Here is a 21,908-nt window from a genome sequence, read left to right on the forward strand (position 1 = left end):
CGTCAGTCCTGCGCCAGGGTCAGGCAATGCAGCATGGCCTGGGCCATGTACTTCTTCACCATGCGCTCGGACACGCCGAGCCTGGCGGCAATCTGCACATAGGTCAGACCATCGAGCTGGGCCATGAGGAAGGCGTCACGCACCTTGCCCGGCAGGCGCCGCAACATGGCATCGATCTGCAGCAAGGTGGCCATGATCAGCTCGCGTTCCTCCGGCGACGGCGCGTACTGCTCCGGCTGCAGGGCCAGGGATTCCAGGTAGGCGCGCTCGATGGCCAGGCGACGCCAGTGGTTGACCAGCAGGGAGTGGGCGATGGTCGACAGGTAGGCGCGCGGATCACGCAACGGGCTGAGGTCGCGCTCCTTGCTCAGCAGACGCAGGAAGGTGTCCTGGGCCAGATCGGCGGCGTTCTGCGCGCAGCCCATGCGTTGCCGCAGCCAGCCGTGCAACCAACCGTGGTGATCCTGATAGAGCTGCTGGAACGCCTGCTGCTGAGGAGGGGTCGTACTGACCGCCATGGGAAACATCCGCCATCCACGCCGAAAGAGCGCGAATGGTAATGCTTCTCAAGTTTGAGTTACCAGAGAATTCTCTTCGCCACGCCAGCGGGCACGAATCAGCCGTTGATCGGCCGCCGTCCAGCCAGTGCATGAGCCAGGGTGCCACCGTCCACCAGTTCCAGCTCGCCACCCAGCGGAACGCCATGGGCGATACGCGACAGGACGATACCCTTGCCGTTGAGCATCTGCGCGATGTAGTGGGCGGTGGCCTCGCCTTCCACCGTCGGGTTGGTGGCGAGGATAACTTCGCCGTACTGGCTGGCGCCGATATGTGCCAGCAGCTCGGGAATGCCGATGGCCTCCGGGCCCAGGCCATCCAATGGGGAGAGATGACCCTTGAGCACGAAGTAACGCCCGCGATAACCAGTCTGCTCTACCGCGAACACGTCCAGCGGCCCCTCCACCACGCACAGCAACGCGTCGTCGCGGCGCGGGTCGCTGCACTGCGGGCACAGCTCGTCCTCGCTCAGGGTACGGCAACGCCTGCAGTGCCCTACCCCCTCCATCGCCGCCGCCAGCGCCTGCGACAAACGCATGCCGCCGCTGCGATCACGTTCCAGCAACTGCAGCGCCATGCGCTGCGCGGTCTTCTGCCCGACGCCGGGGAGAAGGCGCAGCGAATCGATCAGTTGGCGGATTAGAGGGCTGAAGCTCATGGGGGCTACCGGGTGCTAGCTTTTCTGGAGCCACTGCGGTGTAAGTGCCGTTCAGACGCTGTGCAGAGCAAGGCGCAAGACGGCACGGGCACCGGAGTTTACTGGCCGTAAATGAGGATGCCCGGGCCGGCTTGCAACACAGCTATGTGCAGTGGCTGGGCGGCACGTTTATCAGAAAGGCATTTTGAAGCCGGGCGGGAGCTGCATGCCGGCGGTCATGCCGGACATTTTCTCCTGGCTGTTCTGCTCGACCTTGCGCACGGCATCGTTCACCGCTGCGGCGATCAAGTCTTCCAGCACTTCCTTGTCTTCCTGCATCAGGCTGTCATCCAGGGTGATGCGCTTGACGTCGTGGCGACCGGTCATCACCACGCTCACCAGGCCGGCGCCGGACTGGCCGGTGACTTCGGCGTTGGCCAGCTCTTCCTGCATCTTCTGCATCTTTTCCTGCATCTGCTGCGCCTGCTTCATCAGGCCTGCCATGCCGCCTTTCATCATGGTGATGTTCCTCTGCTATGCGACTCAGGGAGTCAGGGGTTCGATGGAGTCGGCGCGGATCGCCGCACCAAACTGTTGAATCATCTGCTGCACGATCGGATCGTCATGGATCGACTGCTCTGCCTGGCGCTGGCGCTCCGCACGCTTGCGCGAGGCGGCCTGGGCCGGGGTTTCCTGCTCGGGGCGGATCAGTTCGATACGCAGCTTCAGGTCGCGCCCCAGGTGCTGGTTCAGCGCCTCGTTCAGGCGGCGCTGCTGGGTGGCATTGAACAGCGCGCTGTGCGCCGGGTCCAGGTGCAGCAGCCAGTCGTCGCCGTTGGACTCGATCAGGGTGCAGTTGGCGCCGATGCTGCCGGTCATGCCGGACAGGCCCAGGCGTGGGAACAGCTCCAGCCACTCGGCAGCCAGGCCGGTGGCGGGCTGCGAAGCCGGCAGCGGCTCGGGCTCGGCTGGAGCAGCGGCAGGCGCGTCGAAGTCGTAATCGAGGCTGTCGGCATCGGGCTCGTAGTAGTCGTAGTCGCCAGGTGGCGGCTCGTCGTCATCGTCCGCCTCGGCACTGGCGACCGGCGCACTCGCAGCTGCATCGACCACCTGCGCCGCCGACTCGCCCAGCGGCACTGCCACCGGTGTATCGGCTGGGCCTGCGACGATAGCGGCCTGAGGCTCGACCGGCGCCTGTACCGGAGCAACCGGCAGACTCTCCTCGAGCGGAGCTGGCGCGGCAGTTGCCCAAGGCACATCGACGGCCGCGACAGGCTCGGCAAGCGCCTCGACCATTGCCGCCGACTCGGCCGGCGGCGGTGCGATCACAGGAGCAGGTGCAGGTACGGGAGCTGGGACAGCAGCCACTGGAGCCGGAGCCGGAGCCGCGACAGGCTCGGGGGCAGGCACAGGCTGCGGAACAACCGGAGCAACCGGAGCAACCGGAGCAACCGGAGCAACGATAGCGGCCGGCGCGGCAACGGGGGCTGCGCCGGCCACTGGGGTCTTGTCGGAATCAGCTGTGGCCTTGCTGATCCCCAGATTCTTTAGTGGCGACCTGGGCGCGCCGTCGGCATCCGCCGGGCGGAACGCCAGCATGCGCAGCAGCACCATCTCGAAACCACCACGCGGGTCCGGCGCCAGCGGCAAATCGCGGCGGCCGATCAGGCCCATCTGGTAGTAGAACTGCACGTCTTCGGCCGGCAACGCCTGGGCCAACGCCAGCACCTTGTCGCGGTCGCCCTGGCCGTTGTCCACGGCCTCCGGCAGCGCCTGGGCGATGGCCACGCGGTGCAGCACATTGAGCATTTCCGAGAGTACGCCACTCCAGTCCGGGCCCTGTTCGGCCAGGTGGCGCACCGCTTCGAGCAGCGCACGGGCATCGCCTTCCAGCAACGCATGCAGCACGCCGTAGACCTGGCCGTGATCGAGGGTGCCGAGCATCGAGCGCACGTCGGTCGCCAGTACCTTGCCCTCACCGAAGGCGATGGCCTGGTCGGTGAGGCTCATGGCGTCGCGCATCGAGCCATCGGCGGCACGGCCGAGCAGCCACAGGGCGTCTTCCTCGAACGGAATGCTCTCGGCGGTCAGTACATGGGTCAGGTGCTCGACCACCCGCTCCGGCGGCATGTTCTTCAGAGAGAACTGCAGGCAGCGCGAGAGGATGGTCACCGGCAGCTTCTGCGGATCGGTGGTGGCGAGCAGGAACTTGACGTGGGGTGGCGGCTCTTCAAGGGTCTTGAGCAGCGCGTTGAACGAGTGCGTGGAAAGCATGTGCACTTCGTCGATCAGGTAGACCTTGTAGCGCCCGCGGCTCGGCGCATACTGCACGTTCTCCAGCAGCTCACGGGTGTCCTCGACCTTGGTACGACTCGCGGCGTCCACCTCGATCAGGTCGACGAAGCGCCCCTCGTCGATCTCCCGGCACACCGAGCACTGGCCACAGGGGCTGGCGCTGATGCCGGTCTCGCAGTTCAGGCACTTGGCGATGATCCGCGCGATGGTGGTCTTGCCCACGCCACGGGTACCGGTGAACAGGTAGGCATGGTGCAGGCGCTGGCTATCCAGGGCATTGATCAGAGCCTTGAGCACATGGGTCTGCCCGACCATCTCGCGGAAGCTGCGCGGGCGCCATTTGCGTGCAAGAACCTGATAACTCATGAAAAACCGTCGCGGCAGGGAAAGCGGAAGTGGCTAATCCTAGCGGAGCACCGGGCAAATTGCATCCGCCATGGCCAGCGCCCTTCATCGGAGCGTCCTTGCTGGCGGCCCACACATCGAATACTGTTTTTATATACAGTATTTTGCAGCCCACCATGCCTACCCTCACCCTTATCGGATACATGCCATGAATGCGCAGGTCATCGCCCTTGATCGCCTGCTGGATGAACGTCGCGTCTGGAAGGGTCAGGCACTCACAGCACCCAGCGGCGCCCAACCCACTGAACACGTGACCCTGGATGCCGTGCTGCCGGGCGGCGGCTGGCCGGAGGGCGCGCTCAGCGAGATACTTCTATCAGCCCCGGGACTGGGCGAATTGCGCCTGCTCTGGCCAACCCTGGCGCGCCTTAGCCAGGCCGGCGAACGCCTGGCTCTCGTCGCACCGCCATTCCTGCCCTACGCACCGGCCTGGCAAGCCGCCGGCATCGTTCTGCAACACCTGGAAATCATCCGCGCCCGAGGGGAGGATGCGCTGTGGGCCGCCGAGCAGTGCCTGCGCTCTGGCAGTTGCGGCGCCGTATTGTGCTGGCCTGGCCAGGCCAGCGACCGCGCCCTGCGCCGCCTGCAGGTAGCAGCCGAAACCGGACAGACCCTGGGCTTCGCCTATCGCCCGGCCAATGCCGCCCATAACCCCTCACCCGCAGCCCTGCGCCTGCTACTGGAGGGACCGGCACAAGTACGCGTGCTCAAGTGCCGCGGCGGCCTGGCACCGGCGCGCGCCATCGTGCTCTGAGGTCCTGATGCGCTGGGCCTGCATTCTCCTGCCACAACTGGCGCTGGACCAAGCATTGCGCCAGCACGACGACCCGCAGGCGCCGCTGGCACTGCTCAGCGGGCCGGCCAACCGCCGCGTGCTGCAGACGCTCAACCCGGCAGCGCGAGAACTCGGCCTGCGCCCCGGCATGACGCTGAGCGCCGCCCAACTGCTGAGCCGCGACTTCGCCACCGCCGACTACGACCCAGCGGCCGTCGAGCGCTGCCAACAGTTTCTCGCCGCCTGGGCCTACCGATTCAGCTCCCAGGTCAGCCTGCATTACCCGCGCACCCTGCTGCTGGAGGTGGAGTCCAGCCTCGGCCTGTTCGGCCCCTGGCCACGGCTGGAGTCTCGCCTGCGCAGCGAGTTGGACGAGCTCGGCTACCAACGGCGCATCGTCCTGGCGCCCAATCCGGCCGCCGCCCGCGCCCTGGCCAATGCCTACGACGGCCTGGCGGTGAACAACGAGACCGCCCTCGCACGCGCCATAGGCCAGCTGCCGGTACAACGCGCCGGGCTGAGCCGCGACGAAGCCGAAGCCCTGACCCGCATGGGCCTGCGCCAGGTGCACAAAGTGCTGCAGCTACCGCGTGAGACCCTGGCCCGGCGTTTCCCCGCCAGCCTGCTGGAACAGCTCGACCGCCTGCTCGGCCGTCGCCCGCTGGGCCTGGACTTCTACCTGCCGCCCGACGAGTTCAGCCTGCGCATCGAACTGAACTTCGAGGTGGAATCGCACCAGGCCCTGCTCTTCCCGCTGCGCCGCGCCCTCGGCGACCTCGCGGCCTACCTGGCCGGCCGCGACAGTGGCGTCCAGCGCTTCACCCTGACGCTGGAACATCGCAGCGGCGCACCGACCGAACTGCAGGTCGGCCTGCTCGGCGCCGAGCGCGACCCCAACATGCTCTTCGAACTGACCCGCACACGCCTGGAGCGGCTGCAGCTGCCCGCGCCGGTACTGGCGCTGCGCCTGGTAGCTCGCGATCTGCCGGCCTTCGTGCCGGAGCGGCGCGAGCTGTTCGACCCGCGCCCGCAGCAGAACCTTGGCTGGGAGCAGCTGCGCGAGCGTCTGCGTGCCCGTCTGGGCGACGACGCCCTGCACGGCCTCGGCGCCCACGCCGACCCACGCCCCGAACACGCCTGGCGCCCGCAAGCCGGCAAGGCGCCGCTCGAGGTGCGGCCACGCCCCGGTTGGCTGCTGGCCGAACCACAGGCACTGCGTGAGCCGCCACGCATCCTGCTCGCCGGCCCCGAGCGCATCGAGTCCGGATGGTGGGATGGTGGCGACCTGCGTCGTGACTATTACCGCGCCGAACTGCGCAACGGCCAGCAGGCCTGGGTCTTCCAAGAACCAGGCGCGGATGGCACCTGGTGGCTGCACGGATGGTTCGCATGACGAGCTATACCGAGCTGCACTGCCTGTCCAACTTCAGCTTCCAACGCGGCGCCTCCAGCGCGCGGGAGCTGTTCGAGCGCGCCAGCCGATTGGGTTACCACGCCCTGGCGATCACCGACGAGTGCAGCCTGGCCGGCATTGTCCGTGCCTGGCAGGCGGCCAAGGCCACTGGCCTGGCGCTGATAGTCGGCAGCGAGGTGCGCCTCGAAGACGGCCCCAAGCTGGTCCTGCTGGCCAGCGACCTCGCCGGTTACCAGCGGCTCAGCCGGCTGATCACCCACGCCCGCCGCCGCGCGGACAAGGGCCGCTACCGCCTACTGCGCGAGGACCTGCAGGGTCCGCTCGACGGCCTGCTGGCCATCTGGCTGCCCGATGGCCAGCACGACGACGGCAACTGGCTCAAGGAGCGCTTCAGCCAACATCTCTGGCTAGGGGTGGAACTGCACCGCGGCCCGGACGATGCTGCGCGGCTGGCCGATCTGCTGGCACTGGCCGAGCGAACCGGCATTCCTGCGGTGGCCTGCGGCGATGTGCACATGCACGCCCGCGGCCGCCGTGCCCTGCAGGACTGCATGACCGCCATCCGCCACCACCTGCCAGTGGCGGAAGCCGGGCAGTATCTGTTCGCCAATGGCGAACGCCACCTGCGCCGCCTGGACGAGCTACAGGCGCTGTATCCATCGGATCTGCTGGAGGAGAGCCGGCGCATCGCCGAGCACTGCCACTTCGATCTCGCCCAGCTGAAGTACGAGTATCCCCACGAGGTCGTTCCGCCCGGCCAGACGGCTACCACCTGGCTGCGCCATCTGGTGGAACAAGGAGCACAGGGACGCTGGCCAAAGGGGGTTACACAGAAGGTCCGCGACCAGCTGGAGAAGGAGCTGCAGCTGATCGCCGACCTGAAGTACGAGAGCTACTTCCTCACCGTGCACGACATCGTCGCCTTCGCCCGCAGCCAGAACATCCTCTGCCAGGGGCGCGGCTCGGCGGCCAACTCGGCGGTGTGCTTCACCCTCGGCATCACCGAGCTCGACCCGACACATACCAACCTGCTGTTCGAACGCTTCCTCTCCCGCGAGCGCAACGAGCCGCCGGACATCGACGTCGATTTCGAGCACGAGCGCCGCGAAGAGGTGATCCAGTACGTATTCCGCCGCTATGGCCGTGACCGCGCCGCACTCACCGCAGTGGTCAACAGCTACCACGCCGCCGGCGCCATTCGCGAAGTGGCCAAGACCCTGGGGCTGCCGGCCGAGCAACAGGGCGTTCTGGCCGATTGCTGCGGGCGCTGGACCGACCGCCTGCCATCGGACGAGCGCCTGGCCGAGGCCGGCTTCGACCCGCAGAGCCCACAACTGCGCCGCATCCTGGCGCTGACCGGGCAACTGGTCGGCTTTCCCCGCCACCTGTCGCAGCATCCCGGCGGCTTCGTCATTTCCGAGCGCCCGCTAAGCGAACTGGTGCCGGTGGAAAACGCCGCCATGGCCGAACGCACGGTGATCCAGTGGGACAAGGACGACCTCGACGAAGTCGGCCTGCTCAAGGTCGATGTGCTGGCGCTGGGCATGCTCAGCGCCCTGCGCCGCTGCTTCGACCTGATCTCGCGTTACCGCGGCACGCAACCCTGGTCCCTGGCCAGCCTGCCGGCAGACGACGGCCCTACCTACGACATGATCGGCCGCGCCGACACCATCGGCGTGTTCCAGATCGAGTCGCGAGCGCAGATGGCCATGCTGCCGCGCCTGAAACCGCGCAACTACTACGATCTGGTGATCGAGGTGGCCATCGTTCGCCCAGGGCCGATCCAGGGCGACATGGTCCATCCCTACCTGCGCCGTCGTAATGAGGAAGAGGAAGTCAGCTATCCCAGCGAGGCTCTCAAGCCCGTGTTCGAACGTACCCTGGGCATCCCGCTGTTCCAGGAGCAGGTGATGGAGCTGGCAGTGGTCGCCGCCGGCTACACCCCCGGCGAGGCGGACGACCTGCGCCGCTGCATGGCCGCCTGGAAACGTCGTGGCGGCCTGGAACCACACCGGCAGAAGCTCACCCAGGGCATGCTGGATCGCGGCTATACCGCCGAATTCGCCGCGCGCATCTTCGAGCAGATCAAGGGTTTCGGCGACTACGGCTTTCCCGAGTCGCATGCCGCCAGCTTCGCCCTGCTCACCTATGCCAGCAGCTGGCTCAAGTGCCACGAGCCGGCAGCCTTCGTCTGCGCCCTGATCAACAGCTGGCCGATGGGTTTCTACAGCCCCGATCAGCTGCTGCAGGACGCCCGCCGCCATGCTGTCGAGGTACGCCCACTGGATGTGCGGCACAGCGCCTGGGACTGCAGCCTGGAAGCAGCCGCAGGCGATCAGCCGGCCATCCGCCTGGGCTTGCGCCTAATCCGTGGGCTGCGCGAAACAGACGTGCAGCGCCTGGAGCAAGCACGCCGGGAGCGCCCCTTCGCCGATGCCGCCGACCTCTGCCTGCGCGCCCGCCTGGACGGCCGCTGCCGCGCCCTGCTCGCCGATGCCGGAGCCCTGCATGGGCTGGCGGGCAACCGCTATCAGGCGCGCTGGGCGACAGCCGGTGTCGAGCAGCAGGCGCCTCTATTCGCCGCATTACCCGCAACGGCAGAAACCAAGGTGCAACTGCCGATGCCGAGCGTGGGCGAGGACGTGCTTTGCGACTACGCCACCAGCGGCACCACCCTCGGCCCACACCCACTGAGCCTGTTGCGCGAAGCCCTACGCACGCGACGTTGTCGCAGCGCCGAGGAGCTGCTGCAGGTCGCCAATGGCCGACTGGTGAAGATCGCCGGCCTGGTCACCGGCCGCCAGCGCCCGCAGACCGCCAGCGGTATCACCTTCGTCACCCTCGAAGACGAACACGGCATGGTCAACGTCGTGGTTCGCCATGAACTGGCCGAGCGTCAGCACCGGATACTGGTCAGCGCCAAGCTGATGCTGGTGGACGGCCATCTGGAAGAAAAGAGCGGCGTGCGCCACGTGATCGCCGGGCGCCTGCACGACCTCACCCCCCTGCTCGAAGGGCTGGACGTGCGCAGCCGGGATTTCCGCTAGCCGCGGCTGCAAACCCGGTCAGAAGATGTAGTCGGTGGTGATGAAGCCCGACTCGCGGTTGCGGATGATCTCGCTGACCAGCTCCTTGTTCTGCGGGTTGAAACGGGTTGCCACCAGGGTGCGGATGGAGAACACGCGCAAGGCGTCCTGTACCGACAGGGTGCCCTCGGCGGAGTTCTTGCGGCCGTTGAACGGGAAGCTGTCCGGGCCACGCTGGCACTGGGCGTTGATATTGATACGACCGACCTGGTTGACGAAGGCATCAACCAGCCGCCCGACCTGCGCCGAGTCGTTGCCGAAGATGCTCAGCTGCTGACCGTAGTCAGAATGCAGCACGTAGTCGATCACCTCCTCCACCTCGCGGTACGGCACCACCGGCACCAGCGGGCCGAACTGCTCCTCCTGGTACAGGCGCATGGCCGGTGTCACCGGGCTGAGCAGCGCCGGGTAGAAGAAGCTCTGCCGGTGCGCGCCGCCACCGGGGTTGATCACCTGCGCTCCCTTGGCGATAGCGTCATCGAGCAGGCCATTGAGGTAGTCGACCTTGCCCGGCTCGGGCAGCGGGGTCAGCGCCACACCCTCCTCCCAGGGCATGCCAGGCTTCAGTGCGGCGAGCCTGGCGGTGAATTTTTCCAGGAAGGCATCGAGCACATCCTCATGGACGAAGAGGATCTTCAGCGCCGTGCAGCGCTGGCCGTTGAACGACAGCGCGCCGGTGATCGCCTCGTCCACCGCGTTGTCCAGGTCGACCTGCGGCAGGACGATGCCCGGGTTCTTCGCATCCAGGCCAAGCGCGGCGCGCAGGCGGTGCGGGCGCGGGTGCAGCTTCTTCAGGTCGGCGGCGCCCTTGTGCGTGCCGATGAAGGCGAACACATCGATCTTGCCGCTGGCCATCAGCGCGCTGACCGTCTCGCGGCCGCGGCCGTAGATGATGTTGATCACCCCCGGCGGGAAGCTGTCGCGGAACGCCTCGAGCAGCGGGCGGATCAGCAGCACGCCGAACTTGGCCGGCTTGAACACCACGGTATTGCCCATGATCAGCGCCGGGATCAGCGTGGTGAAGGTCTCGTTCAGCGGGTAGTTGTACGGCCCCATGCACAGCGCCACGCCCAGCGGCACGCGGCGGATCTGGCCGAGGGTGCCCTGCTCCAGCTCGAAGCGGCTGGAATGGCGATCCAGCTCCTTGAGCGACTCGATGGTGTCGACGATGTAGTCACAGGTGCGGTCGAACTCCTTCTCGGAATCCTTGAGGTTTTTGCCGATCTCCCACATCAGCAGGCGCACCACCGCCTCGCGCTGTTCACGCATGCGCGCCAGGAAACCCTCGACGTGCTGGATGCGCTCGGCCACGCGCAGGTTCGGCCACAGACCCTGGCCATGGTCGTAGGCCTGCACGGCGGCATCCAGGGCGATCAACGCGGCATCGGCATCCAGCAGCGGCGTGCTGCCCAACACTACCTGCTCATCGCCCTGCTCGCTGGCCAGGAAGATCGGGCTGCGTACGGTCGCCAGCGGGCCGTCCCAGCGGCGCAGCTCGCCGTCGACCAGGTACTCGCGCTGTTCGATGGGCGCGCCTGGACGGTAGCGCTCGGGAATCTCGGCGAGAGTGGGAAACAGGTGCTCGAGCTGGCTGGCTGTGGTCATGACGGGGGCCTGGAAAAAAGAAGTGGGATCAGTGTGCGGAACGGCTGGCAGGCGCACTGCCCTGCACCGGCTCGCTGCGCGGGTTGAGCAGCTCCTGCTGCTCGGCGTAGCGCGCACGGATATCGAAGTCGCGCGGCAACTCCGGCTCGGCCTGCGGGTCACGTGGGACGGCGTCTCGTTTGCTCTCGTTCATGGGCAATTCCTCAAGTTTCCTAGCGGTAGCTGCAGCGCCGGCCTCAGGCCAGCAACTGCAGGGCTTCGGCGCTGGCGGCCTGGATGCGCGCCCAGTCACCCTGGCGAATCCAGTCGCGATCCATCATCCAGGTGCCGCCCACGCACATCACGTTGGGCTGGGCCATGTAGTTGCGCACGTTGTCCGGGGTAACGCCGCCGGTGGGGCAGAAACGCACGTTGCCGAACGGGCCGCCGAGGGCCTTGAGCGCCGCCACGCCGCCGGAAATCTCCGCCGGGAACAGCTTGAAGCGGCGGTAGCCGAGGGCGTAGCCGAGCATGATTTCCGAGGCGCTGCTGATACCCGGCAACAACGGCAGCGGGCTGTAGACGCCGGCGCGCAGCAGCTCGGCGGTGCAGCCGGGGGTGACGATGAACTGCGCTCCGGCCGCTTCGGCCTCGGCCAGCATCAGCTCGTCGAGCACCGTGCCAGCGCCGACGCACAGGTTGGGGCGTTGCTCGCGCAGGGTGCGGATGGCGCCCAGGCCGTGCTCGGAGCGCAGGGTGATCTCCAATGTATCCAGCCCGCCAGCGGCCAGGGCATCGGCCAGCGGCAGCACGTCCTCCTCCCGCTCGATGGTGATCACCGGCAGGATGCGCGCACGGGCGCACAGGTTGTCGATCAGCTCGATCTTGTCGGCCATGTCTGGAACGGCGTCGCGCCGGCTCGCGCTGCGTTGCGAAATGCTGCTCATGGCAGGGTCCTCGGGCTCAGGGGCACCAGTAGATTTCGAGAGGTCGGCGCAGGAAGGCGCGGATCGGCATCTGTGCATCACCTTCGGCGGCCAGGGCCTGCCGCAGGGTGTCGAGCTTGCCGCGGCCCTGCACGGCGAGCAGGGTCAGGCGCGCGCCGGCCAGCAGCGCCAGCGGCATACTCAGGCGCTGACGCGGCACGCTGGGCGCATGCATCGGCAGGCAGCGCTGGGCGCAATCGGCACTCAGTGCCAGGTCGAGATTGCTGCTGGCGGGAAACAGCGACGCGGTATGGCCGTCCTCGCCCATGCCCAGCACCAGCACATCGATCGGCTGCGGCAGCTCGGCCAGCACCTGGTGCGCCAGCATGGCCGCCTCCTCCAGCGTGGCGGCCGGCTGGTACAGGCCGATGAAGCGCGCCTTGGCTGCCGCGCCCTGCACCAGGTGGCGGCGCACCAGGCCTTCATTGCTGTCGGCATGGCCGACCGGCACCCAGCGCTCATCCGCCAGGCTTACCGCTACCCGCGACCAGTCCAGTTCCTGGCGCGCCAGGCGCTCGAAGAAGGCAATCGGGCTACGCCCGCCCGACACCACCAGGCTGGCGGCACCACGCGCGCTGATGGCCAGGCGCAACGCGTTAGCCACGGTCAGCGCCAGTTCGCCAGCCAGCTGCTCGGCATTGCCCAGGCCGAAGCCGAGCACCTGCGCCGGCAGTTGCAGATTAGAGATCGCCATACCAGTCCTTGCCATCACGAGTGATCAATGCAATGGAAGCCGTCGGCCCCCAGGTTCCTGCCGCATAGGGCTTGGGCGCGCTGCCCTGGCGTTGCCAGCCATCGATCAGCTGGTCGCACCACTGCCAGGCGTATTCGATTTCGTCCTTGCGCACGAACAGGTTCTGGTTGCCCTTCATCACCTCTAGCAGCAGGCGCTCGTAGGCATCGGGAATGCGCGCACTGCGGTAGGTGTCGGAAAAACTCAGCTGCAGGGGGCCGCTGCGCAGCTGCATGCCCTTGTCCAGGCCCTGCTCCTTGGTCATCACCTGCAGGGAAATGCCCTCGTCCGGCTGCAGGCGGATGATCAGGCGATTGCTGATCATCGGCCGCTGCTCGGGGGAAAAGATGTAGTGCGGCGGTTCCTTGAAGTGGATGACGATCTGCGACAGCTTCTGCGGCATGCGCTTGCCAGTACGCAGGTAGAACGGCACGCCGGACCAGCGCCAGTTGCGCACTTCGGCACGCAGGGCGACAAAGGTCTCTGTGTCGCTCTGCGCGTTGGAGTTCTCTTCCTCCAGGTAGCCCGGCACCGCCTTGCCCTTGATGCTGCCGGCCACGTACTGGCCGCGCACCACCTGGTGAGCGAGCTGCTCGCTGGTGATCGGCGCAAGCGCCTTGAGCACCTTGACCTTCTCGTCGCGAATGCTGTCGGCCGAGAGATCCGAAGGCGGGTCCATGGCGATCAGGCAGAGCAGCTGCAACAGGTGGTTCTGGATCATGTCGCGCAGCTGCCCGGCCTGGTCGAAATACCCCCAGCGGCCCTCGATGCCCACCTGTTCGGCCACGGTGATTTCCACGTGGCTGATGTGGTTCTGGTTCCACTGGGTCTCGAACAGGCTGTTGGCAAAGCGCAGTGCGATCAGGTTCTGCACCGTCTCCTTGCCCAGATAATGGTCGATGCGATAGATGCGGCCCTCGGGGAAATGCAGGGCCACCGCCTCGTTCACCGCGCGGGAAGACTCCAGGTCGTGGCCGATGGGTTTCTCCAGTACCACACGAGTGCGCTCGGCCAGGCCGACCTCGGCCAGCCCCGCGCAGATAGCGCCGTAGACCTTGGCCGGCGTGGCGAAGTAGGCAATCAGCCGCTCCGCCTTGCCGACCCGTTCGAGCAGCAGCGGATAGGCCTCGGCGCTGAGGAAATCCATGGTCAGGTGGCCGAGACGGGAGAGGAAGCGCTGCAGGGCCACTTCGTCGATCTCTTCCGCAGGCACGTAACGTTGCAGGTGCCCTTCGATCATCAGCAGCTGCTGCGAGCTTTCATCGCCTTCCCGGCCAAGAGCCAGGACACGGGTATCGGCATGCAGCAGGCCGGCGCGGTCGAGCTGGTACAGGGCAGGAAACAGCTTGCGCAGGGCCAGGTCGCCATAGGCGCCAAACAAGGCAAAGGTGCAGGGCTCAATCGCGTCAACGGTCATTTTATTTATTCTTTCGTCAAACATTGGCATATGAATACACCTGCAAAAGTGATTCATCAAGACAAAATGTAGTAATAAAACTACATTTACTAAAAATCCCTATCCATCTCCGACTGCTTGCCAGATACCGGTGGCCGGACACCGGGGCGCTCAGTACGATAAGCGTCCGATTGCAGTCCCCTCCCAGGAACCGACATGGACCGCGTGAACAACCTGCTGGAGCAGATCCAGAACCGCCTTGGCGAACTCAACAAGGCCGAGCGCAAGGTCGCCGAAGTCATCCTCGCCGCCCCGCAGCAAGCCACGCGCTACAGCATCGCCACCCTGGCCCAGGAGGCTCAGGTCAGCGAACCGACGGTCAACCGTTTCTGCCGCTCGTTCGGCGTCAACGGCTACCCCGAGCTGAAGATGCAACTGGCGCAGAGCCTGGCCAGCGGCGCGGCCTATGTCAGCCGTGCGGTCGAGGCTGACGACGGCCCCGAGGCCTACACCAGCAAGATTTTCGGCAGCGCCATCACCTCGCTGGACAGCGCCTGCAAACAGCTCGACCCACAACTGATCAGCCATGCCGTGGATCTGCTGATCCAGGCCCGGCAGATCCATTTCTTCGGCCTCGGCGCCTCCGCCTCGGTGGCCCTGGATGCCCAGCACAAGTTCTTCCGCTTCAACCTCGCCGTGTCCGCCCACTCCGATGTGCTGATGCAGCGCATGCTGGCGTCGGTGGCGCACACGGGTGACCTGTTCGTGATCATTTCCTACACCGGCCGTACCCGCGAGCTGGTGGAGGTAGCGCGCCTGGCGCGGCAAAACGGCGCCTCGGTGCTCGGCCTGACCGCTGCCGATTCGCCACTGGCCAAGGCCAGCACCCTGAGCCTGAACATCCCGCTGCCCGAAGACACCGACATCTACATGCCGATGACCTCGCGCATCATCCAGCTCACCGTGCTCGACGTACTGGCCACCGGCATGACCCTACGCCGCGGCGTGGACTTCCATCCGCACCTGCGCAAGATCAAGGAAAGCCTCAACGCCAGCCGCTTCCCCACCGACGGCGAAGCCGACTGAGCCCTGGCTGACGCCGCATGACCGATAGCCTGGAGACCGCCTCCAGGCACTCAGGGTTCAGCCCCGCTCCAGCCTGGCCCGCAGGCTGAGAACAGCCTCCTCGCCGGGCTCCAGGGTCCGGCTGTCTTCGCCACAGCCGGCCACCTGCACACTGAGAAAGCCCAGCGCCTCGCGCCAGGACACCTCACTCAGCGGCCGGCCACCGGGGTGCCAGACCACGCAATTGGGGCCTGCGTCGGTATCGATGCGCAGGCGTCGTTGCCATGCCAGGTCCTGCAACTGCAGAACTCCGGCGTGACGAAAAATCCGATGACAGGCATCGACGACCCGTAGCTCGCCGTCCTGCCGGCAAGGCTCGCGCAGCAGCAGATCACGCCCACGCGCACCCTCCAGCCCGCTCAGACTGACCCGCGACACGTCGCTGACCGCCCAGTAGGCATGCAGGGCATGACTGAGCTGACAGGCCTCACTGTCGCTGTGCTGTGTCACCAGCTGCAGGTCCAGCTCCGTGCCGAGGCGAACCGTCAGCTCCACTCGCCAGTCGCACAGCTCCAGACGCCACAACAGGCGCACACCATTCCGATCAGCCTCATTGCTGACCAGCCGCCAGTCGTTCAGTCGCGCCCAGCCGTGGTGTGGCCAGCCGCTCTCGCTGGGATGCCGACCAAACCACGGCCAGCACACCGGAACCCCGCCGCGAATGGCGCCGATGCGATGCCAGTGCGCCGCACACCATAGCCACGGGCGCTGGCCGCGCGGCTGGAAGTGCAGCAACTGGCCACCCTGCCGACTGAACACCGCCTGACACAGCGGATGATCGATCAGCAGCAGGTCGCGCCCCTGATGCCTGTCCCAGCGGAACACCTGGCGCGTCGAAAAACGGAACAGCGCCGCCAGCGGATGTTCCGCCAGCGCGCTGCGCCCGACAGGCGCGTGATGTGGCTCAACAGCCACTACGACGCCACTCCTGCCCGGTCATTTCCACCAGTACTCCACCTGCACACCGAAGTTGGAACCGTGCAGGTCGTCGCCGAACACACCGGTGTCGGACAGCGCCGAGCCCGCCGCGAGCATGCTTGCCGAGCGCTGCGCGGCCTCGTTCCAGTTGGCATAGGTGTAATACAGGCGCACTTCCGGGCGGGTCCAGAAGCCAGGACCGGCCGGCGCCCAGGTCGGGGCGATGGTGAACTTGGTCAGCTTGCGAGTACCGTCAGGAGCCTCCACCTGGTCGCGACCGATCTCACCGACCAGCTTGAACTCTTCGGTGATGGCATAGCTGGCACGGCCACCCACGGACAGCCAGTTCTGGTCGGCGCCGTCATCACGCTTGTCCTTCTGGTACACCAGCTCGACCTGGCCACCCAGGCGTGGGGTCAGCTGGAAGTCGAAGAACTCCACCGCGCGCCAGCTGGTAGCACTGCTGTCCAGGGTCGGATCACCGGTGTAACCGAGGCCGGTACCCGGGCCCTCGCCATATTGCAGGGCGAAGGTGTTGACCCCGCCAAGGAACTCTTTCTGCTTGTGCTGCGCGGTTACCGACCAGCCGCTGTGGGCGTCGGTGCTGTCGGGCTTGTCGATGTAACTGACGCCGACCTCCATCTCGCCATTGGGGTTGGTCTGGAAACCGGCGACGTTGAAGTCGTGGCGATTGATGTAGGACTCCTGGAAGTAGTCGTCCTTGCGCGAGAACACGTAGCTGTACTTGAGATCGCCGATCTTCACACTGTCCAGGCCGAAACCGGTGGCGCTCTGGTTCCAGTAGTAGAAGTCGGAGATGTGGATGTCGTTACGTTTGTAGAAGCGCCGACCGGCCCACAGCGATCCGCCGTTGAGCGCCGACATGTTGCTCCATTCGGCGTACATCTGGTTCATCCGTGCGAAGCCATAGTCACCGGTGAACTTGGGTGTGTGGCCGTACTCGTTGTACAGCTGGGCCATGCCCTCGACGCTGATCTGCGAGCCGTCTTCGAGGCTCAGCAAATCCTGGCGCAGATCCAGCTCCGCGTACTGCTCGCACTCGTTACCGAGACGGTACTTGGACTTGGCACCGGGCAGCTGGAAGCAGGCTTGCGAGCCACCCTCCACGGAGCCGCCGGCACCACTGCGCACATAGCCGGTGAACTCCGTGCCAGGCGCCAGCTCCACCCCCCAGGACGCCCCCGGCAGCGCCAGCAGCGCGCAGGGGACCAGCCACAAACCTCTATTCATCGCGTTCATATCCACTCCACAGGTTTTTATTGTTGTACTGCCTGGATAGCCAACCCGGCGCGCAGAGAGACGGCAGCCCGCGCCCGGGCCGCGTTTTCAGCGCCCTATGAATCGCGCGACATTGGTCGCTCGCTCACTGGCGCGAGTCTTTCCCGGCAGACCCAGCCGCTCCCCGCTTTGCGCGTCGAACAGCAAGGTCTTGTCGGGATCGAATTGCAGGACCAGGCTGTCGCCCACCTGCGGCGCCGCATCGGGCGCCAGGCGGCAGCAGACCTTGGTCTGGTTGAGGCTGACGAACACCAGGGTGTCCGGCCCGGTCGGCTCGGTGACCTCCACCTCGGCACGGATCGAGGGCAGCTCGTTGCCGCCGGCCAGCAGGATCTGCTCGGGGCGCACGCCGAGAATCACCTCGCGGCTCTCCATGCCCTCCTCCAGCGCGCCCAGCGGCAGTTCGCAGCGCGCCTGACCGGAATCCAGCAGACCCCAGACCTGGCCGTCGCGACGCTGCAGACGCAGCGGGATGAAGTTCATCGGCGGCGAGCCGATGAAGCTGGCGACAAAGAGGTTGGCGGGGTCGTTGTAGATCTGCTGCGGGGTGCCGAACTGCTGGATCACCCCATCCTTCATCACCGCCACCTTGTCGCCCAGGGTCATGGCCTCGATCTGGTCGTGGGTGACGTAGACCGTGGTGGTCTTCAGGCGCTGGTGCATCAGCTTGATTTCGGTGCGCATCTCCACGCGCAGCTTGGCGTCGAGGTTCGACAGCGGCTCGTCGAACAGGTAGATCTTCGGCCGCCGCGCCAGCGCCCGGCCCATGGCCACGCGCTGCTGCTGGCCACCGGACAGCTGGCCGGGCTTGCGCATCAGCAGGTGCTCAATCTGCAGCAGCTTGGCTACCCGCGCCACTTCAGCCTCGATGTCGGCCGGAGCCATCTTGCGGATCTTCAGGCCGAAGGCGATGTTGTCGCGCACGGTCATGGTCGGGTACAGGGCATAGGACTGGAACACCATGGCGATGTCGCGATCCTTGGGGCTCTGCCCGCTGATGTCGGCGCCGTCGACCAGGATCGCCCCGCCGCTGATGTCCTCCAGGCCGGCGATGCAGTTCATCAGAGTGGATTTGCCGCAGCCGGATGGGCCGACCAGGATCAGGAACTCGCCGGAATCGATCGACAGCTCGATGTCCTTGAGGGTGTCCGCCAGGCCGCTGCCATAGCACTTGTTGACGTTGCGCAGTTCGAGGGTTGCCATGGATCGTTACCTCAGCCTTTGACGGCGCCGGCCGTGAGCCCGCGCAGGAAATATTTGCCGGCCAGCACGTAGACCAGCAGGGTGGGCAGGCCAGCGATCATCGCGGCGGCCATGTCGACGTTGTATTCCTTGACCCCGGTGCTGGTGTTAACCAGGTTGTTGAGCGCCACGGTGATGGGCTGGGTGTCGCCGCTGGCGAACACAACGCCGAACAGGAAGTCGTTCCAGATCTGGGTGAACTGCCAGATCAGGCAGACCATGATCGTGGGCACCGACATGGGCAGCAGGATCCGCCCGAAGATGGTGAAGAACCCCGCGCCATCCAGGCGTGCCGCACGCACCAGGGCGTCCGGGATGCTGACGTAGAAGTTGCGGAAGAACAGCGTGGTGAAGGCCAGGCCATACACCACGTGCACCAGCACCAGGCCCGCAGTGGTGTTGGCCAGGCCGAACTTGCCGAGGGTGAAGGATGCCGGCAGCAGCACCACCTGGAACGGCAGGAAGCAGCCGAACAGCAGCAGGCCGAAGAACAGCTGCGAACCCTTGAAGCGCCACATCGACAGCACGTAGCCGTTGAGCGCACCGAGCAGCGTGGAGATCAGCACCGCCGGCACGGCGATCTTCACCGAGTTCCAGAAGTAGCCACCGACACTGTCCCAGGCCTTGACCCAGCCGATCAGGGTGAACGCGTCCGGTAGCGACAGCAGGTTGCCGGTGCGGATGTCGTCGGGCGTCTTGAAGCTGGTCAGCAGCATCACCAGCAGCGGAATCAGGTAGACCGCGCAGGCGACGATCAGGGTGGCGTAGACCGCTGCCCGGCTGAGGCTGAATGCAGGTTTCCCGGCCAGGCTAGTCATGGCGCTTGTTCCTCAGTTCGGAGTACAGGTACGGCACGATGATCGCCAGCACGGCACCGAGCATCAGCATCGCGCTCGCCGCACCGAGACCCATCTGGCCGCGGGTGAAGGTGTGGGCGTACATGAACATCGCCGGCAGGTCGGAGGAGTAGCCGGGGCCACCGGCCGTCATCGCCGCGACCAGGTCGAAGCTCTTGATGGCGATGTGGGCGAGGATCATCAGGGCGCTGAAGAACACCGGGCGCAGGCTCGGCAGGACGATGCGCAGGTAGATGGTCGGCAGGCTGGCGCCATCGACCTGGGCGGCGCGGATGATCGACTGATCGACACCGCGCAGGCCGGCGAGGAACAGCGCCATGACGAAGCCAGAGGACTGCCACACGGCGGCGATCACCAGGCAGTAGACGACCCTGTCCGGGTCCACCAGCCAGTCCAGGCGGAAGCCTTCCCAGCCCCAGTCACGCATCAGCTTGTCCAGACCCAGACCGGGGTTGAGCAGCCATTTCCAGGCCGTACCGGTGACGATCATCGACAGCGCCATGGGGTACAGGTAGACGGTGCGAATGAAGCCTTCGCGGCGGATGCGCTGATCCAGCAGCACCGCCAGGAACACGCCGAGCACCAGGCTGATGGTGATGAACAGGCCACCGAACAACAGCAGGTTGTGGCTGGCTACCCACCAGCGATCGTTATCCAGCAGGCGCTCGTACTGCTGCAGCCCCACCCACTTGTAGCTGGGCATGAAGCGCGAGTTGGTGAAGGACAGCAGGAAGGTCCACAGGATGTAGCCGTAGAAGCCGACCAGCACGATCAGCACGCTCGGCGCCAGCACCAGCTTGGGTAGCCAGCGCTGCAGCGCGTCGAATGGCGACGCCTTGGCGAAAACTGCGATAGAACTCATGGGTAACTCCGTGGCACGGATGCAGGGCGGGTGCAGCCCGCATCTCCATCGGCATTGCAAAACGCGGGGTGCACCCGCCCTACACGGTGCGCACCGGCAGAAAATCGGCGCGACCGTTCCCACAGCGCATGCCGCGAGGCATGCACCCGTAATCGAGAACCAGGGAAACGGCGGGCCAGGCCCGCCTTACGACAGCGGCCGTCTAGGCGACGGCCGCAAGCGCCTTACTGCACCGCCTGGATGGCGGCAGCCAGTTGCTGGGCAGCCTTTTTCGGGTCGGCCGCCGGGTCGTTGAAGAAGTTGGTGACCACGTCGAACACCGCACCCTGCACGTAGCTGGAAGCGGCCATGCCGTGGGCCAGGCTCGGCTGCAGGCCTTCGCCAGCGGCGGCCTGCTTGAAGTCCTTCATCGACTGCTGGGCACAGCTATCGAAGCTGCTCATGTCCTGGTCCAGGCGGACCGGGATGGAGCCCTTGTTCTGGTTGAAGAACTGCTGGAACTCCGGCGACATGACGGTACGCGCCAGGTCGTTCTGCGCCTTGCGGTTGTCTTCGTCACTGAGCTTGAACATCGCCAGGGAGTCGATGTTGTAGGCGAAGCTGCCCTGGGTACCGGGGAACGGCAGGCACTGGTAGTCCTGGCCGGCGACCTTGCCGGCGGCGGTCCATTCGCTCTTGGCCCAGTCGCCCATGATCTGCATGCCGGCCTTGCCGTTGATCACCAGGCCCGCAGCAGTGTTCCAGTCGCGACCGGCAGCATCGGCGTCGACATAGCCGCGCAGCTTCTTCAGGGTGGCGAAGACTTCGACCATCTTGTCGCCGGTCAGCGTCGCCTTGTCCTGCTCGACGAAGGCCTTGTGGTAACCCTGCGGGCCGAGGATGGCGAGCACCAGGTCTTCGAACACGGTGCCGTCCTGCCAGGGCTGACCGCCATGGGCCAGAGGGATGAAGCCGGCGGCCTTGAGCTTGTCGGCAGCAGCGAAGAATTCGTCGAGAGTGGTCGGCGGCGTAGCCCCGGCCTTCTTGAACACCTCGGGGTTGATCCACAGCCAGTTGACCCGGTGCACGTTGACCGGCACGGCCACGTAGTGATCGTCGTACTTCATGACGCTGGCAACCTGCTTGGGCAGCAGGCTGTCCCACTTGCCTTCGCCGGCGACTTCGTCCAGCTCGGTGAGCAGGCCCAGTTCGCCCCACTCCTGGATGTCCGGCCCTTTGATCTGCGCAGCGGATGGCGGGTTGCCGGATACGGCGCGGGTCTTCAGCACAGTCATGGCGGCTTCACCACCACCACCGGCAACGGCGAAGTCTTTCCAGGTGTGGCCCTTGTCTTCGACCAGTTTTTTCAGCGTATCGGCTGCGCGCTTTTCGCCACCCGAAGTCCACCAGTGCAGGACTTCGACTTCACCGGCAAGGGCGGAAAGAGGGAACAACGAGGCGAGGGAAACGACAACGGCCAGGCGGGAGATCGCGTTCATGGAAGTACCTTTATTGTTGTTATGCCAGTGCAAGTCATGATGCTTGCGCTTGCATCGAGTCTAACCACGCCACCTCTCGCGGCGGGTAACAAAGGGATGCGCGAAGGTCACCGGACGGTTACATAAGCGCGGCGTTTGTATCCGGATGGTGGCACGTGCAGATGACATGGCCATGCGCAGCACGGAACGCTCAGCAGAGCGGCCACGCGACAGGATCGAAGAGAGAACTGGCGGCCGCAGCCGCGCAAGAGAACAAAG

Annotated in this window: 19 protein-coding genes; 4 read left to right on the forward strand and 15 right to left on the reverse strand. The window is 66.0% G+C overall.

What is annotated here, in order from left to right; translation table 11 throughout:
- Window positions 1-2: 2 nt before the first annotated feature.
- The 4 genes from PTT45_RS13230 to dnaX all read right to left on the reverse strand — a co-directional run bounded on the left by PTT45_RS13230 (window position 3) and on the right by dnaX (window position 3,856).
- Complete coding sequence (locus tag PTT45_RS13230; RefSeq protein ID WP_273813751.1) at window positions 3-518, reverse strand: sigma-70 family RNA polymerase sigma factor; 516 nt, start codon at window positions 516-518, stop codon at window positions 3-5.
- Between the two features lie 98 nt (window positions 519-616).
- Entirely contained in the window at window positions 617-1,216 is a 600-nt protein-coding gene (recR, locus tag PTT45_RS13235) for a recombination mediator RecR (RefSeq protein ID WP_273813752.1), read from the reverse strand.
- 171 nt (window positions 1,217-1,387) lie between these two features.
- A complete protein-coding gene (locus tag PTT45_RS13240; RefSeq protein ID WP_003460931.1) occupies window positions 1,388-1,714 on the reverse strand; it encodes a YbaB/EbfC family nucleoid-associated protein in 327 nt (108 codons plus the stop codon).
- A gap of 24 nt (window positions 1,715-1,738) precedes the next feature.
- On the reverse strand, window positions 1,739-3,856 hold the full coding sequence (gene dnaX / locus PTT45_RS13245; RefSeq protein ID WP_273813765.1) for a DNA polymerase III subunit gamma/tau: 2,118 nt from the start codon (window positions 3,854-3,856) through the stop codon (window positions 1,739-1,741).
- Window positions 3,857-4,043: 187 nt separating this feature from the next.
- Here dnaX and imuA point away from each other — a divergent pair, with 187 nt between their 5' ends.
- Genes imuA through PTT45_RS13260 form a run of 3 tightly spaced genes read left to right on the forward strand, consistent with a single transcriptional unit; the run spans window position 4,044 to window position 9,131 of the window.
- Window positions 4,044-4,649, forward strand: coding sequence for a translesion DNA synthesis-associated protein ImuA (gene imuA / locus PTT45_RS13250; protein ID WP_273813767.1), 606 nt, complete (start codon window positions 4,044-4,046; stop codon window positions 4,647-4,649).
- 7 nt (window positions 4,650-4,656) lie between these two features.
- Window positions 4,657-6,063, forward strand: coding sequence for a Y-family DNA polymerase (locus PTT45_RS13255; RefSeq protein ID WP_273813768.1), 1,407 nt, complete (start codon window positions 4,657-4,659; stop codon window positions 6,061-6,063).
- On the forward strand, window positions 6,039-9,131 hold the full coding sequence (locus PTT45_RS13260; RefSeq protein ID WP_273813769.1) for an error-prone DNA polymerase: 3,093 nt from the start codon (window positions 6,039-6,041) through the stop codon (window positions 9,129-9,131). Before PTT45_RS13255 ends, PTT45_RS13260 begins: the two co-directional genes overlap by 25 nt.
- A gap of 18 nt (window positions 9,132-9,149) precedes the next feature.
- Here PTT45_RS13260 and PTT45_RS13265 read toward each other — a convergent pair whose 3' ends face one another.
- From PTT45_RS13265 to zwf, 5 genes are all read right to left on the reverse strand, one after another.
- Entirely contained in the window at window positions 9,150-10,775 is a 1,626-nt protein-coding gene (locus tag PTT45_RS13265; RefSeq protein ID WP_273813770.1) for an NADP-dependent glyceraldehyde-3-phosphate dehydrogenase, read from the reverse strand.
- A gap of 28 nt (window positions 10,776-10,803) precedes the next feature.
- Entirely contained in the window at window positions 10,804-10,968 is a 165-nt protein-coding gene (locus tag PTT45_RS13270) for a hypothetical protein (protein ID WP_273813772.1), read from the reverse strand.
- Window positions 10,969-11,011: 43 nt separating this feature from the next.
- Window positions 11,012-11,650 (reverse strand): bifunctional 4-hydroxy-2-oxoglutarate aldolase/2-dehydro-3-deoxy-phosphogluconate aldolase, encoded by a 639-nt coding sequence (locus PTT45_RS13275; protein WP_443218192.1) that lies wholly within the window; start codon window positions 11,648-11,650, stop codon window positions 11,012-11,014.
- A gap of 67 nt (window positions 11,651-11,717) precedes the next feature.
- Window positions 11,718-12,434 carry a 6-phosphogluconolactonase gene (pgl, locus tag PTT45_RS13280; protein WP_273813775.1) on the reverse strand — a complete coding sequence of 239 codons (717 nt, stop codon included), beginning with the start codon at window positions 12,432-12,434 and terminating at the stop codon, window positions 11,718-11,720.
- A complete protein-coding gene (gene zwf, locus PTT45_RS13285) occupies window positions 12,421-13,890 on the reverse strand; it encodes a glucose-6-phosphate dehydrogenase (RefSeq protein WP_273813776.1) in 1,470 nt (489 codons plus the stop codon). Before zwf ends, pgl begins: the two co-directional genes overlap by 14 nt.
- Before the next feature lie 204 nt (window positions 13,891-14,094).
- Here zwf and PTT45_RS13290 point away from each other — a divergent pair, with 204 nt between their 5' ends.
- Entirely contained in the window at window positions 14,095-14,955 is an 861-nt protein-coding gene (locus tag PTT45_RS13290) for a MurR/RpiR family transcriptional regulator (RefSeq protein ID WP_273814247.1), read from the forward strand.
- 57 nt (window positions 14,956-15,012) lie between these two features.
- Here the strand turns inward: PTT45_RS13290 and PTT45_RS13295 are convergent, their stop codons facing one another.
- From PTT45_RS13295 to PTT45_RS13320, 6 genes are all read right to left on the reverse strand, one after another.
- On the reverse strand, window positions 15,013-15,867 hold the full coding sequence (locus PTT45_RS13295; protein WP_443218193.1) for a D-hexose-6-phosphate mutarotase: 855 nt from the start codon (window positions 15,865-15,867) through the stop codon (window positions 15,013-15,015).
- 63 nt (window positions 15,868-15,930) lie between these two features.
- Complete coding sequence (locus tag PTT45_RS13300) at window positions 15,931-17,172, reverse strand: maltoporin (protein WP_273813778.1); 1,242 nt, start codon at window positions 17,170-17,172, stop codon at window positions 15,931-15,933.
- An 87-nt stretch (window positions 17,173-17,259) separates the two neighbouring features.
- The gene (locus PTT45_RS13305) at window positions 17,260-18,414 is read right to left on the reverse strand and encodes an ABC transporter ATP-binding protein (protein ID WP_273813780.1); all 1,155 of its coding nucleotides are present in this window, start codon (window positions 18,412-18,414) and stop codon (window positions 17,260-17,262) included.
- 11 nt (window positions 18,415-18,425) lie between these two features.
- Window positions 18,426-19,271, reverse strand: coding sequence for a carbohydrate ABC transporter permease (locus PTT45_RS13310; protein ID WP_273813782.1), 846 nt, complete (start codon window positions 19,269-19,271; stop codon window positions 18,426-18,428).
- The gene (locus PTT45_RS13315; protein WP_273813783.1) at window positions 19,264-20,172 is read right to left on the reverse strand and encodes a carbohydrate ABC transporter permease; all 909 of its coding nucleotides are present in this window, start codon (window positions 20,170-20,172) and stop codon (window positions 19,264-19,266) included. The genes PTT45_RS13310 and PTT45_RS13315 overlap by 8 nt, the downstream gene beginning before the upstream one ends.
- Window positions 20,173-20,396: 224 nt before the next feature.
- The gene (locus PTT45_RS13320; RefSeq protein ID WP_273813785.1) at window positions 20,397-21,650 is read right to left on the reverse strand and encodes an ABC transporter substrate-binding protein; all 1,254 of its coding nucleotides are present in this window, start codon (window positions 21,648-21,650) and stop codon (window positions 20,397-20,399) included.
- Window positions 21,651-21,908 lie beyond the last annotated feature (258 nt).

Source organism: Pseudomonas sp. Gutcm_11s (genome assembly GCF_028649395.1).
Classification (GTDB): Bacteria; Pseudomonadota; Gammaproteobacteria; order Pseudomonadales; family Pseudomonadaceae; genus Aquipseudomonas.